This is a genomic window from Streptomyces sp. NPDC002994 (assembly GCF_040611155.1).
Lineage (GTDB): Bacteria > Actinomycetota > Actinomycetes > Streptomycetales > Streptomycetaceae > Streptomyces.
In genome coordinates, this window is the sequence record NZ_JBEXNQ010000014.1 from 99,419 (window position 1) to 113,323 (window position 13,905).

Consider the following 13,905-nt stretch of genomic DNA (forward strand, 5'->3'; position numbering starts at 1 on the left):
GCCATGATGGCGACGCTGATCGCGACGATCGTTTCGAACGTGGACACGGTGGCCTCCTGGTCTAGACGGTTGCCTGGGTCAGGCTGTACTTGGTGGCCGTCGGGTTGGCGAGGCCGCTGGCGGTGATGACGTCCTTGATTCCGTCGATGAGTGTGGCCTCGTTGAGGTTGCTCTCGTCGGTGACGATCTTGACGTGGACGGTCGACGTCATGCCGAGGTCCGAGTTGACTGCTGAGACGGATATGTAGGGCGGGTCCATGGCCATTTGAGGCTCCTCATGCTTCTCGGTACCAGCCTTGGATGGTGATGATCGTGCTCGCGCCGATCTGCTCGCCGCGCATGGGGATATCGGTGGGTCCGCGCAGCTGGTCGACGACTGCCCCCGTTCCTCCTGCCAGGCACACGGCGCTTCCGGTGCCGGAGACGGAGCTGTTGGTGCCGGCGACGACGCTGGCTGCGTTCATGAAGAACGCCTGCCTGGTGGTTCCGGCGCCGCCGCCGTCGCGGTAGATGGTGGACGGCAGGGTGACGGAGAGGTTCGAAGTGCCGCTGCCTACGCCGGATGCGGCGAGGTAGATCTCGAACCAGACAACTTTGCCGATCTTCTTGTACCAGCCGAGGCGCTGCGACCAGGTGGCCGTGCCCGCGTTCCCGACGGTCGGGGTGTAAGCGGTCCAGGTGGTGGTGCTGACGGTGAGGTCGCCGGTGACGATGAGCGCGTCGTCGGTTTTGAGGGTGTCGGCGGCGGACCGGTAGAGGTTGGTGTCGGCGGCAGCGGTTCCGTTGCCCCAGGAGAGTTCTCCGTCGGCGCGGAGAAGGATGCGGGACGCCGCGTCGCCGACGGCCCGGCTGGAGATGGCGGAGTCGGTGGCTGTCGCAAGGCGGATGGCGTGGGCGGCTGTCGAGGCGCTGGCCCCAATGTTGATCTGCTTACCGAGGGCCAGGTTGAGGTTTGCCCCGAAGCTGCCGGTGCTGTTGGGAATCTCCACCCAGGAGGCGGACGCAGGCGCGGTCCCGTTGGAGAAGTACGTGCGGTACGCCGTATCGCTTTCGGATATGCCCTTGCCTGCGTAGGGCGTGGCGGGCCGGGTGGTGCTGGTGACGATCTGGAACCCGGCGGCGAGGTCGACCTTGTCCCAGTTCTGGTTCAGGTCGGTCTGGACGTTGACGTTCTCGGAGCCGTTGTTCAGCGGCCGGTAGAGGCCGAGCCGGGTTGTGGACGGTTCAGGCACGGGTGGCCTCCTTGGTCATGTTGGCGGTGCGGTGGTCTGCTGCGGTGTCATAGGGCAGGGCGCGCTCTGGTTGGCGTGGGATGCGTTCGCCTTGGAGGCGTCGGCGGTTTTCGTCGACACGGGCACGCAGCTTGGTCACGGCGGCAGCGTCGACGGGGGTTCGGCGGATGACGTCGAGCGGGTCAGCGGCCTGTGCGTCAGATGGTGCGGCGACTCGGACGACGTGCGTCTTGGCGTGCTCGATGCGCATCAGGTGCGCGACACGCGCTTCGGCCGTGGTGCTGGCGGTGTACAGGGTGGTGGGCACTAGGTCCCCCACGCGGACCGTGCCCCGGGATGCAACGGCCGGGGATCTCAGCCCGGCCTTGGCCACCGGGTCGTCCGCCGCAGTGACGGGATCTTCAGGATGCGGCGCGAACTGTTCGTGCAGGACGATGTCGAGCAGGGTGTCGGTGTCTGCGGCATCGATGCCGTACTCGGCTGCCCGGTGCGCCAAGGTTGCCTGGGGGAAGAGGAACTGGTGGAGACCGTTGTCGGGCCTCCGCATGGTCACCATCCAGCACGGGGTGTCCGGGTTGGGGAAGTACTCGGTGACCGAGATGACTTCGTAGGTTTGCGCCATGCCTGCCTCTCAGATCCTGAAGCACCAGAAGTAGACCGCCCAGGGGCCGGATGCGGCGGGGCTGATGCTGACGGTGAACCCGGTCGTGTCTGCGGCGGTGATTGTGTCGGAGTGGACGATGTTGTCGCGGATCGTGGTCAGTGGCAGAAGTGCGGACGCCATCGTCGGCCCGTAGCCCAGGGCAAAAGAGGACGCATCGTCTGTCGGGCTGACGGACCCCGTGAAGAGGCCCTCGTTGCTGTCGGGGCTCACAAAATCCCGCCACTTACCGATGTGGCGAGTGATCCCGTTGTTACCGAACAGCATCCTGTTTTCGTTCGCCCCGCCGTCATCGAAACCGATTGCGCCCTCGCCAGCGGTGGCGGAGAAGATGCCCCCTTCGACGCCGCCAGAGTTGTGGCCGACGTAAACGCCGCTCGAGGCCGCCCACACGAAACCGCCCCGTCGGGCTTGAGTGTCACTGCGGAGAATGGCCAACTCGCTGGTGCCGCTCGTCAGAAAGAGGCGCGGGAACACGGTGACCCCGGCATCGTCGAACGTCCCCCCGTTGACTCCGAGATTGGAGTCAGTACCTGAGCTGATGGCGTTGATGTAGCCATAATTCGCACCAGTGTTGGCGAAGAACCGGATCTCGGGGAGGAGCGTGGACGTCGGGTTGATTTCCAGGCGGCGCCCTGCCGTACCCGAGACCAACTGTCCTTGAACGGTGATGTCGCCCGTTGCGGCGTCAGCGAACAGGGTCCTGGTCCCGGCAGCGTTGTACAGCTCGTACCCTGCTCCGCTGATTCGGGCGCGGGCCCCAGTGTCTGCGGTTTTGATCTCACCGGCCATCACCCACGAGGCCGAGATGGTGCCTGCGGTGACCTTACTGACAGTCAGGTCGGAGATGTGCGCGTCGTCGATCAGCAAAGCGGTTGCGGACGCCGCGTCGGATGGTCCGGACTTGTTGCCGGTGATGTCGACCGCGACGACCCGCACGTAGCGGGCTGAGGTCTCTTCCACCTGGACGGTGGCGACGACGGGGATCTGAGCCTGGATCATGCCCGCGTTGGCGCGGACCTTGCCCTTGAGGGTGGTGGTGCTCGGGGTGAAGGTGGGCTCGTAGTCGACGTGGATCTCAAGGTGGTCGAGGTCGGACTCCAGGTTGAACGTGCCCCCCGAGCTCTTGCCGAGCTGGTGGGTGACTTGTACGGCAATGCGGGAGGCGGCGACCGACGGCGCGGCCGGCGCGGAGGGCGGAATGTTGTCCTCGGACGCCACGAACGTTGTGATGCTTGACCAGGCGCCGGTGTTGCCGATCTTGTCGACAGCGCGGATCTGCACGTCGTAGCCCACGCCGGGCGACAAGTCCTGAAGCTGGGCTGCAGCTTCCCCCCAGGCCACGAGCATCGTCTGCCACCGGCCCGTTGGGGCGACGAACGGCTGCGCCCACGTCTCCATCGCAGCCCACGTGATTTGGGAGACCTGCGCCCAGGTGGAGGGGTAGAGCATGTCGGCGTCGACTGCGTACCGGATTTCGTAGTGGTCCCCGTCGAGGATGGTGGAGCCGTCGACGTTGTTCGGGGCGTTCCAGGCGAGGATGACCCTGGCTCTCGTGAAGCCGCGGGAGTCGAGGTAGGCGGAGCCCACGAACGGCTCGACGAGCACCGGTACGCCAGGCACGGATGTGTCCTGGTTGGGGCGGGATCCGACCGGTTCGCCGCCGCCTTGGAGGGCGCGGGCGAAGCCTCCGACGGTGACGTACACGGTGTGGCTGCCGTCCCAGACGACGTAGTCCGTCAGGTCGAACCAGGTACCGTCGGTGGCCCGGTAGGCGACGGCGTATCCCTCGGTGACAGGCCACTTGACCTCGGTGACCTGCAACTTGATGGGGTTGAGGCGTTCCCCGCGGAAGGTGATCTCGTTGGCGGTGTCGACGAGTCCGGCGTTGGGGTCGTACACCCACACGTAGTCGCCGACGGCAAAGGAGCCCTCGATGTAGTAGTTGTCGGTCTCGACGACGAGTTCGTCCTGGCTGGACGTGTACTGGCTGAGGACGACAGCGGCACGGGCGTCGGCGTTGGTGACCGTCGTGTCCGACTCGGACGCAAGCCTGGTGAGCTTGAGCGCCCCGCCGTGGATGTTCTTGTACGGGTTCAGGCCGGGCCCGATGTCCGCGGTGCCGGTGGCGATGGATTCGCCTTCGCCCTCGGCCAGCAGGACCACGCGGGTCGTGAAGTCCTCCACATCGCGGGTCACCCCGAAGGCGCCAGGCACGGACTCGAGCCCGCTGGTGTCCTTGCCTGCGGATTTGCGGGAGATGACGCAGGTGGGAGTGGTGACGTACAGGTCGCTCTCGCGCCCCGCATCCAGGGTCCCGTCCGCGTTGACGCGCCAGGAGACGGGTTCCCCCGCGGAGGCGGCGAAGGTGTCGCAGACGTACTGGATGGCGCTGCGCGGCGTCTCGTACTGGTGCCTCCCGGAGTACACGCCAGGCACCGCATGGATGGTACCGGCGGTGACGGCCCCGGAGGCAGGCAGCAGGGCGGTGATGGCCGTGGCGAAGCTGGCAGAGGCTGGGGTGACAGCGTTTTCGTAGACGTCGCCCTTGTCATCCTCGTCGCCGAGCCACATGGCCATGCCGACGCCGGCTAGCTCGTAGCCCTGCTCGATGACTTTGGTGCGGCGGTCGTCGCCGGAGTTGTCGCGCTTGCGGACGACGCCGACGTACCGGGCGACGTCGAGAAGGTTGTCGCCGTACTGGGCGGGGTCGAGGCGGCCGGGCAGGAACGCGACGTGCCCGAAGTGGTCAAGCCGGTCCCACAGGTCAGGTGGCGTCGTGGACTTGAGGGTCAGGTCCCAGCTGCCCAGGGCGGTCAGAATTTCGGCTACGGGCATTGGTCACCGCCTCACAACGTGAATGGTCTCGGGCAAAGCGGCCACGTACTGGTTCCGCAGGTCGGTGGCTGCGTCGCCGGAGACTGCCGCGGTGCCGCCTGCTGCCACGCCGATCCAGAAGTCCAGGCTGGTTGCCGCCGCCTTCGTCAGGCCGCCGTTGGCGTGCGCGGTGAACGTCCTTGCGGATCCGGCGGCGAACTTGTTGCTGTCGGCGTCGTTCGAGGTGGCTGTCACGTACCCGGACGCAGCGAACGACGTATTCGTCTCGAGCGTGGACCGGTAGGCGGCCAGGGTTGCGGAGGTGCCGACCTGGAGGTAGCCCTCGACGAACCGGCTGCCCCGGCGCAGGGCCAGATCCAACGTCGCCCGTCCAGGGTTGAGGCCCTTGGTGAGGCGCAGGATGACGTGCTCCGGATCATTGCGGAGGAGCGTCGCCCCATCCCAGGACGTGATGGACGACGCTGACCCGGCCACGCTGACGTTCCACAGCTTGGAGCGCCAAGCCCCGCCGGTGTATGCCTGCACGTCGAGGGTGCCCGAAGCACTGGTCGTAACGTTGACGAGCCCGTTGGTGAGCGCCCAGCCGGTGGGTGACAGGGTCTGGTCGATGCCGCATAGCTCGGTGCCGGACGAGGTGAGCTTGGCCCTGCCGTTGAGGTAGCTGGCCGGTGCGCAGCCCCAACGCGGGGAAACGCCCGTGGGGATAGTGCGGTATACGGTCATGACGCCATCGGCACCAGTGCGGGTCATGCTCGTGGGATTGGATGACCCGGTGTAGTAGGCGTAGTGGCCAATCGACGGGGCGTGCCAGCGCTCCCCGGTCAGCGAAAAGTCGTTCAGCCGCACGGCGCCGGTGAGCCTGCTCTGGAGGTCGACTTCGGTATCGGACCCCTGGCGGACGAGGGAGACCTTCCAGTCGCAGGTAAGGACTTCGCCGCGCCATTCGGTGTACCCGGCGCTGACGTTGTCGATCATCCCGTAGCAGTTGCGCTCCGGCTTGTCCGTGAAGGTGATCGGCACGATGCAGCCTTGCTCGAGGGCAATCACGTTGTCGTGCCGCCACACCAGCGCCGCGCGAGTCAGTGGCGGGCTTGACTCCTGCCCATCCAGGTCGAGGGACCGCTTGTCGCCCGCCGTCTCGTCGGCTTTGAACGTCTCCCGGAGTAGGAGGCGGCCGATGGTGAGGTCTCCGTAGTCTCCCTGTGGCATCAGCGTCGCCTCTCCCTGTCGCGCTCACGGATCGCGTCGCTGAACTCGGCGGCCATGGCCTTGGCGAACGCTTTCCGTTCCCCTACGGAGGGCAGCGTCATGGTGTGGAATGTGGGGCTGAGGTTGACGACGATGCCCGCCCCTGTGCCCTGCGGCATAGACACCCCGGGGGCGGTCAGCATGTTCGGCCGGTACACGGGGGCCGCACTGCCGGACAGGAGGGTACGGCCCTTCGTCATGCTCTTGGTCCAGCCTCGTTCGACACCCTGGAAGGCGAAGTCACCGACCGGTTCCAACCTCTTGGCCGGCGACTTGATCCCCAGCGCTTTCTTGATCGCGGCTTCCATGGCCTTGGCGATGGACATCATCGCGGACTCGATGGCCGCCTTCTTCGCGGTCAGCCCGGCGACGATGCCCTCCGCAGCCTTGATCCCGGCCCCGTACATGGCGTCAGCGGTCGTCTTGCCTGCGGCGTTGGCGGACGCGGTGAGCTGCTTCTGCAACTCGTTGATCTTCGCGATCTGCTCAGGTGTGGCGGTGAGGAGCGACTCTGCGGTAGCCATGCCGCCGCCTGCGACACCAGCCTGAGCGATGTCGGAGATGGCCGTTCCGTTGAGACCCTTGGCCTTGAGCTGCTCGAGCTGCTTGGCGAAGTCCGTGGTGCGAGTGGTGTCCGACTGGAGCTGCTTGATCAGCGTCTCGGGCGACGTCCCGTACTTACCGATCTTCGTGACGTTCGCGAAACCAATCAGCGAGCTGGCGACCGACGTCTTCAGGCTGTCGAACTTGCCCTTCAAGTCGTCGAGCCCGGACTTGGCCTTGTCGAGGCTGGCCGTGACCTTGTCCAGGGCGTCGTTCTGGGCGAACAGCTTCTTCGCCGAGGCGGTGATCTGCTTCTGGAGTGCACTGTTCGTCTTCGGCGAGAACCCGGCCTTCGACACCGTGGTCTGCAGCTTGTTGAGGAAGTCGACCAGCGCCCCTTCGGAGCGTTCCTTGCCAAGGGTGGACGAGATCTCCGCGTTCCCCTTGCCACCGCTCGCGATGATCGACATGTCGGTAAGGGTCGCGTTGTTCTTCAGCGAGCCGCGAGCATCGGCGCGAGTTCGCGCCGCCTCCTTCTGCTTCTCAGTGAGCTTCCCGCCCTTCGCGAAGCCAGGGCCGAGCTTGAGGGTGCCGTCGTTGACGGACGCCATGAACTTGTCGCCGTACTTCCGCACGGCCGCATCCTTGATCACCCACTCGCCGGCGGACAGCCAGGGCGCGAACACGTCGTCGCTGGTGCCTGTGCCTGGGCCTCGCACAGGGCCGCCCGACGCGTACCCGGTGAACGAGCGGCCCGTGTACCTGCCGCCCGTGGCGCCCTTGGGTGCCTGCACGGAGTCCGGGATGCCGCTGCCGTCTTTGTCGTAGGTGGTGCGTTTGTGGTAGGTGACGGTGTGCGTGGTGTAGGTGTTGGCCGTCTTGCCGTCCAGGTTGTTCAGCGCCCGCAGCACGGCGCCGATCCCCCCGAGGGACTGGCCGTTCTTCGTGAAGACTTCGGTGCGTCCGTCGGGCAGGTTGCGTGTCTTCAGTCCAACAGCTTCCAGGGCCTTGATGGCTGCGGCATTCAGTGTGCTGACCTTGACGCTCTTGGCGCCCGGCGTCTTCTTGATCTCCGCCTGAACGCTCTTGAGGCCACTGATAGCTTCCGCGCGCTCCAGCTTGACCATGGTCTTGATCTCACCCGGGGTGCCCAGCAACGTGTTGACGTAAGCGGTGGCCTTCTGCTTGTTGTCGAAGACGGTCATAGCCAGCCGCATCATCTCGGCGCGGAGCGTCCCCGACTTGCTCGTCATGGACCCGAGAGATTCACCAGCCGCCAGCCCCGCAGCGACCATCTCATCGTGGGCCTTCGCCGCCCCCGACATGGCCGTGCCGTTCTTGCGCCCCGCCTCGGTGTCCAAGTCGAGACTGGCGCCATGCTCCTTGAAGGAGGCAGTCAGGGCATCGATCGCCCCTTCGAAAGCAATCTGCGAGTCGTATGCAGCCCGGTTGGTGTCGTTCAGGTTGGTGATCGCCTGACGCAGACCTTCCGCACTGGCCTTCTGGGCGTCGAGCTTCGCGCTCGTCGCCTGGGCCTGCCGGCCGAACACGCCCATTGAGTCGGCGACCAACTTGTTCTCGAAGGCCAAGTCAGCGAGGGCTGAGTCGTAGCTGTCGAGCATCGGCCGCAGCTCGCTCATGTCCTGGCCGTTCGCCTTCGCGTTCTTGCCCAGCTCAGCGAGGGCGGCGGCGGCCAGCTGCGGGTTGCCTCCCTTGACCATCCCGGCCAGGGCCTTGTCGATGCCCTCGATCGGCGCCTTAGCTTCCTTGATGTTCACCGTGTCGATGCCGGTCAGGTCCGACAGCCACTTCTCGACACCCTCGCCAATCGATGGGTCCGACAGCGTCTTCAGTGCCGTCGACAGTCCACCCAGATCCTCGCCGAGGACCCGCGCCGCCTCACCGGACAGCTTCCCGGTCTGAGCCAGCCGCCCCAGCGACGTTGTCAGCTTGTCTACGTCCGGGGGGGCTGCTCGCCCCGCGTCGCTGATCTTCTTAATGGCCACGACCAGCAGCGCCACACCCGCGACAACGACGCCCAGCTTGGCCCCGGTTGACAGTGCGGCGAACGCAACCCTCAGCGTCATCAGTGCGCCAGATGCCCCGACCGCCGCAGTGCCCATAGCGATCAGCTGCACCCTCAGCGCGGCATAGGCCAAGCCGACGGCCCTCGCGCCAGCCGCCGCCAAAGTGACGGCCTTCATCGCGATGGCGAGTTGCAGCATCGTCGTGATCAGGCTGGTCGGCAGGGAGGCGACGAGCTTTGCCATGGCGCTGATGACTGTGAGGAGACTGACGCCCACGTCAGAGGCGCCTGCGATCAGCTTTGCGAAGGCTTCGCCGATGTTCCGCAGCGCCTGCCCGACGAGGGGCCCGTTCTCCTTCGCGTACTTGATGAACTCGGCCAGGCCGCCGCTAGACAGGCCGCCCTGCGACAGGGTCCGCATCATGTGGACGAGGCCGTTGTTGGCCTTCTGCAGGGACCCTTGGGCGAACACTGCGAAGTCGTCCATCATTCGCTTGAACCCAGAGCCCGCCACACCCCCGGCGGCGATCGTCATGAACCGGCTCAACTCAACGGATGCACCCCGCACCACCGGTGTCAGCCGCGGGAAGATGGCGCCCAGGACAGCGAAGCTCTTGGTCGCCACGCCAAGGGTGTCGCCCTCGAGCGATTTCGACCAAGCCTTGTACTCGTCTTTCATGACGGACAGGCTCGCGGCTGCTTTACGGACCTCCGGTGATGACCTGCCCACCGCCTTCCCGAAGGTGACCTCGGCCGCAAGGGCTTCCTTCGACGCAGCCCCGTGCTCCTTGACCGCATCGGTGTACGCCTTCTGAGCCTCGCCGATCTTGCTCATGGCGACGATCTGCGGGGCCAGGGCGGCACCGAACGCCACCACGGCCACGGCACCGGCGCCCAGCCCGGCGACCATTTGGCTGCCGACGAGCGTTGCTGAGGCAGCCACCGGGATCAGGGCGGGCGACAGCGCGATGGCGGCCATCATCATCTGCCGCATGCCGCCGCTTGCCTGGCCGCCCGACCTTCCGAGGTTGCCGAATCTGCCGTTGAGACCGCCCAGGTGGCCGGTCAGGTTTGTCACGCTGCCATCGAGGTCGTCCATGTCCCCGCGGAGGCTGCGGGTGCGGGTGGACAGATCGCCGAGGCGGCCGTCAGCTGTGCCGGCCCGGTTGGCGAGGGTGCGTAGGGCGTTGTTCGCCGAGGTGGCACGGTCCCGGAGTTCGGCGAGCGCGAAGGCGGCGGCAACGGCACGGCCCCGCAGGTTACGAAGAGCGCGGGCCGCGTCTTCTGCCTGCTGCTCCAGTGAATTGAGTGCGATGGCAGCTTCAGCAGCCCGCGTGGCGAGTCGCCCGAGCGCTGTGCCTGCAGTGACGGCGTCGCCTCGCAGGTCGCGCATCGCCCGAGCCGCGGCGATGATCTGGGCGGCCTGCCCGTCGAAGGTGACGTTCAGCCGTACCGGGCCCTCCGACTTCAGGTCTTGGAGGGCAGCCTTTACTGCGGCGACGCCTGAGGTGGTGTCGTCATCGAGTTCCGCGGTGACCTTGATGGTGCCAGCCACGGCGCGTAGACCCACCAGCGCGCGCTCAGCGGCGTCAGCCTTGTTGCCGAGGGAATGGAGAGCTCGGGCTGCCGCTGCCCCGCGGTCGCGAAGCTTTTCCAGGCCGCCGGCGGCAGTAGTGGAGGCAGGCCCCAGCCCGCCCAAGGTCCTGATGAGCTGGGCGATGTCCCGCTTGGCGTCGCCTGTTTTGGCTTCGACGCTGACGTGGCCGCTGGCAACCAGGAAGGACACCGGGGGTTACACCTCCACTCGTTCAATCAGGCCGGGGATCATGAGGTTCATGGCGTCAATGCTGACTTCCTCAGGCTGGCCGGGGCTGCCGCCTGGGGCGGCCTCCTCGGCGTTCTGTTCGGCGGCCATGGCGTTGGCGATGACGCCCTGGTAGGCGGGGAGCCGGTTGGCGAGCTGCAGGAACCGCTTGGCTCCCACCACCGTGGTCTCCAGGTCGATGCGGTAGATGGCGAGGAAGTCGGCGTCCAGGTCGTCCAGGTGGTCGGTGACCCAGGCGTGGTTGCAGAGGTGGGTTACGAAGCGTCCGAAGCTTTTCCCGCCTTGTCCGGCTCGTCGTCCTTGAAGTGGGCGAAGAACAGGTCGCTGACCATGCCGGTGACCTGGTCGAACTCGGGGGGCTTGATGCGCTCCTGCTCGTACAGGGCAATGAGCTGCCCGTACTGCTCCTTGCCGAGGAGGAGCTCGATCAGGTACATCGACCCCATCACCGCCCCGTCGGTGCGAATCTTGTTCATGGCGAGGAACGTCAGCCGCTCGTCGATCTTCTTCGGGACGGTGAAATTCTCACCGTCGACCGAGAACAGCGGCTTGCGGTCGTCCTCGGCAGGGGCCGGGGCGGACGTGGTGATCTGGAAGATCTCGTCCGCCTCGGCCTTCACTGCGGGACGTGCGGGGCGTGCGGGTGTCTTGGTGGTCACAGCTGCTCCTGGGCTTAGGCGGTCTCGTCGATGGCCTTGAACGGTGCGATTACGGACGACACGTAGAACCCCGACCACTTGACGGTGAAGAGGGTCTGCGAGTCCTTCTTGTAGGTGCTCTCGACCTTGTCGCTGGACAGCACCTTGCGGACGATGAACCGGCGTCGCAGCTGGCCGGGGCCGAATCCGTCTAGCAGGACCGCCCGGTACGTGGGCTGGGTGGCCGAGCTGGCGTAGATCGGCTCGAAGTTCTTGTAGCCCGACCCGCTGGCCGCGGTGCCGTCGTTGAGGAGGTACTTGAGGTTCTCGAGCGTCGGCTCGGCCAGGTTCGTCTCGATGGTGAAGAGCCGCTTCGTGAGGCGCGCGCCGGCGACATCTACGAGCTGGTCGACCTCGAGGTCGGTGTACGTCTGGTCGACGTTGAGCTTGGCCCCGTCCTGGGTGCCGCCGAGGTCGGTCCATGCGGATGCGGCCGGGGTGGTGTTGACGGCGGTGTCGAGGGGTTCGGTGGCCCCGAAGTTCGCGATGTAGAGGGTCGCCGGACCCATGATCAGGTTGGTGGTGGTGACCGACATGGTCAGCTCTCCTTCGGCTTCGCAGCGGCGGCGGGATTGGGCTTGGCCGGTGCGGCGGCAGGAGCAGCAGGCGCCTCGAGGAGGATGCCCTGACGCTTCAGGTCGAGGTACTCGGCTTCATCGACTTCGAGTTCCACGTGGGGCTGGATGGTGGTGCGGATGGTGGGCACGGCTGCTCCTAGAGGGTGATCCAGTGGAAGGCGAGGTCGGCCTGGAAGCGGGCGTAGGAGGAGTCGTCACCAGGCAGGCGGCGCGGCTCCGAGATGAAGTGGGCGGTCATGACCCGGGCCTGGGGGTAGCCGGCCGGGAGGGTGAGGGTGCGCTGCATCCGCGCTTCGTCGTAGGTAGCGGCCACCGCCAGCTCGGCGAGCGATGCCGCTTTGCCCCACGGGGGCTTCCCGGAGGCTGGGTTGACGGCGTAGAAGTCGACCTGGACAACGGGCTCGCGCAGCGCGTAGTGGAGCTGCGGCGCACCGCCTACCGCGGGACCGACCTGTACGAACCCGTTGGCCTCCCAGGCGGACACATCCGTGGGCAGGGTCGTGGCGACCTGGCCGGCTTCCATGCCAGTGGCGCCTTGCAGCCAGGCGACGGCGACGAGCTCGCTGTTCGCGCGCGGGGTGACGGCCATCAGAGCGCCCCCCGCTGCCGATAGAGGGCCGGGCGTAGAAAGGGCTGAACGGGGGTGCCGGGGTGGTTGACGCGCGCCACGGGGTGCGCGGCCCCCGGCCAGTGCAAAGCTTTTTTCGTGTTCGGCACGATGACGTGGGGAGCAGACCCGAACTCGACGGTCATCCAGTAGTCGACGTTGCGGACGCCGACACGGAGCTCGCCGCGGTTGACCTCGTGGTAGATCCGGGAGCGCATCAGCCCGGTGTCGACGGCGGCGAACCGTTTGGCGTCGTTCTCGATCTCGGGTCCGAGCTTGTGGAGGTAGCGGGTGGTGGCGTCATCGACTTCGTCGGGCCAGCCGCTGTTGACGACCAGGCGGAATTCAGCGCCCATCCCTGCACCTCCCTTTACGGTTTGGCTGTCGTGCCGCCCTGCTGGCTGGCCGTTTACGGGCCGTTGTTCCGGCGGGGCGAGTTGCTTTGTCGGAGCCGTCAGGCGGCTCGTCCTGTTCGTTTCAGGTCCAGGCGCAGGGGCTGCGCCATGACCGGGTTGGCGTTCTTGGTCACCGACACGACGATGTAGATCTCGGCGGTGACCTGATCCTTGATCCGGTCGGTCTCGGTGACGTCCGTGGTCGGGGGCACCCGGCAGATGTGCGTGCGGATGATCCGCGGTGTGCCAGTGGCCGGCTCCTGCGCTCGCCTGGTGGACTCGACGAGTTCGGCCGGGATGCCGGACGCGGCGACGGTGGCCGTGTCCTTCTCGTCTCCGAAGGCGTCGGTCTCGGTGCCGCGGAGGACGCTGACGAGGGTCGTGGCGATCATCTGCCACCGCCCAAGGGCTGCCAAGCGTGCTGCTCGTCGCCAGCTTCCGAGAGTGCTGAGGCGACGCCGCGCTGCCCGTCGGCAAGCGGGGACCGCACGTGGACGGTGCGGGACCGCATCCACGAGCAGCGCTGCAGCGCCCACTTGGCTTGCGGGGCGAGGACCATGGCCTTTTCCTCAAGTGAGGCGACGAGGCCGTCCTGCTGCACCTGGCTTGCGTCCATGCGGGTGTTCAGGTCGTACTGGCCCTGCATCCATGCCGCCTGGTAGGCGACGGCCCGCCCCAGCCAGTACGCGTCTCGCGGCCGGATGCGTGCCGTGTCGGCGAAGATCCGGTTGGAGTGGACCTCCATGGCGGCCTGCGCCTGAGTCAGCAGCGCCGACGTCACGGTGACGCCCGTGACGTCGATGACCTGCTGCGGGGTGGCCCAGGCGTCGACCATGTCAGTCGTCCTTGCTCTTGCTGGTGTCGCCGTCGATGACGTCCCGCGGGGTGGTGGTGTCCTCGGGGTTGTGGTCCACCGAGGACGGCACGGTGTCCACGGAGTAGGTAAGGATCAGCGACACCCCGTCGGGGTGGTCTTCCTGGCCGTCGAACGCAACGTCGCCGCGCGGGTGGAGGCCGCGCTGGATCGCCTCGCCGACGAGGGCCGCCCGGTTGGCTTCGTGCTGGTAGTCCTCGCCGGTCCAGCGGGCGGCCGGTACGACGAACTCCTTGATGTGCCGGGTGCCCTTGGCGCCGTCCGGTGACCGCTGGTCGACCTCGACGGCTTCCTCGCCGGCCTTGGCGGGGAACTGCCGCTGCCGGACCTGCTCGGGGCTTTCGGTCTTGCTGCTGGTGCTCTTCCTTGTTGCCACGGCT

Annotated in this window: 15 protein-coding genes; all 15 read right to left on the minus strand. The window is 66.7% G+C overall.

Annotated features, from left to right (window positions below; translation table 11 throughout):
* Positions 1-61 precede the first annotated feature (61 nt).
* The 15 genes from ABZX79_RS20230 to ABZX79_RS20300 all read right to left on the minus strand — a co-directional run bounded on the left by ABZX79_RS20230 (position 62) and on the right by ABZX79_RS20300 (position 13,901).
* The gene (locus tag ABZX79_RS20230; protein WP_355259157.1) at positions 62-265 is read right to left on the minus strand and encodes a hypothetical protein; all 204 of its coding nucleotides are present in this window, start codon (positions 263-265) and stop codon (positions 62-64) included.
* 10 nt (positions 266-275) lie between these two features.
* Positions 276-1,232 (minus strand): hypothetical protein, encoded by a 957-nt coding sequence (locus tag ABZX79_RS20235; RefSeq protein ID WP_355259160.1) that lies wholly within the window; start codon positions 1,230-1,232, stop codon positions 276-278.
* On the minus strand, positions 1,225-1,854 hold the full coding sequence (locus tag ABZX79_RS20240) for a hypothetical protein (RefSeq protein ID WP_355259163.1): 630 nt from the start codon (positions 1,852-1,854) through the stop codon (positions 1,225-1,227). The genes ABZX79_RS20235 and ABZX79_RS20240 overlap by 8 nt, the downstream gene beginning before the upstream one ends.
* 9 nt (positions 1,855-1,863) lie before the next feature.
* On the minus strand, positions 1,864-4,731 hold the full coding sequence (locus ABZX79_RS20245) for a hypothetical protein (protein WP_355259166.1): 2,868 nt from the start codon (positions 4,729-4,731) through the stop codon (positions 1,864-1,866).
* 3 nt (positions 4,732-4,734) lie between these two features.
* Positions 4,735-5,940: a hypothetical protein gene (locus tag ABZX79_RS20250; RefSeq protein WP_355259169.1), complete on the minus strand. Its 1,206-nt coding sequence runs from the start codon at positions 5,938-5,940 to the stop codon at positions 4,735-4,737.
* Complete coding sequence (locus ABZX79_RS20255; RefSeq protein WP_355259172.1) at positions 5,940-10,334, minus strand: hypothetical protein; 4,395 nt, start codon at positions 10,332-10,334, stop codon at positions 5,940-5,942. The genes ABZX79_RS20250 and ABZX79_RS20255 overlap by 1 nt, the downstream gene beginning before the upstream one ends.
* Before the next feature lie 6 nt (positions 10,335-10,340).
* Positions 10,341-10,535, minus strand: coding sequence for a hypothetical protein (locus ABZX79_RS20260; protein ID WP_355259175.1), 195 nt, complete (start codon positions 10,533-10,535; stop codon positions 10,341-10,343).
* A 92-nt stretch (positions 10,536-10,627) separates the two neighbouring features.
* Positions 10,628-11,032, minus strand: a complete 405-nt coding sequence (locus ABZX79_RS20265; protein WP_355259178.1) for a hypothetical protein — start codon at positions 11,030-11,032, stop codon at positions 10,628-10,630.
* A 14-nt stretch (positions 11,033-11,046) separates the two neighbouring features.
* Positions 11,047-11,607, minus strand: a complete 561-nt coding sequence (locus ABZX79_RS20270) for a hypothetical protein (protein ID WP_355259181.1) — start codon at positions 11,605-11,607, stop codon at positions 11,047-11,049.
* Between the two features lie 2 nt (positions 11,608-11,609).
* Positions 11,610-11,777: a hypothetical protein gene (locus tag ABZX79_RS20275; RefSeq protein ID WP_355259184.1), complete on the minus strand. Its 168-nt coding sequence runs from the start codon at positions 11,775-11,777 to the stop codon at positions 11,610-11,612.
* A gap of 8 nt (positions 11,778-11,785) precedes the next feature.
* Entirely contained in the window at positions 11,786-12,238 is a 453-nt protein-coding gene (locus ABZX79_RS20280; RefSeq protein ID WP_355259187.1) for a hypothetical protein, read from the minus strand.
* Complete coding sequence (locus ABZX79_RS20285) at positions 12,238-12,612, minus strand: HK97 gp10 family phage protein (RefSeq protein ID WP_355259190.1); 375 nt, start codon at positions 12,610-12,612, stop codon at positions 12,238-12,240. Before ABZX79_RS20285 ends, ABZX79_RS20280 begins: the two co-directional genes overlap by 1 nt.
* A gap of 98 nt (positions 12,613-12,710) precedes the next feature.
* Positions 12,711-13,043: a hypothetical protein gene (locus tag ABZX79_RS20290; RefSeq protein WP_355259193.1), complete on the minus strand. Its 333-nt coding sequence runs from the start codon at positions 13,041-13,043 to the stop codon at positions 12,711-12,713.
* The gene (locus tag ABZX79_RS20295; protein ID WP_355259196.1) at positions 13,040-13,486 is read right to left on the minus strand and encodes a hypothetical protein; all 447 of its coding nucleotides are present in this window, start codon (positions 13,484-13,486) and stop codon (positions 13,040-13,042) included. Before ABZX79_RS20295 ends, ABZX79_RS20290 begins: the two co-directional genes overlap by 4 nt.
* Position 13,487: 1 nt before the next feature.
* Complete coding sequence (locus tag ABZX79_RS20300; protein ID WP_355259198.1) at positions 13,488-13,901, minus strand: hypothetical protein; 414 nt, start codon at positions 13,899-13,901, stop codon at positions 13,488-13,490.
* Between the last annotated feature and the right edge of the window lie 4 nt (positions 13,902-13,905).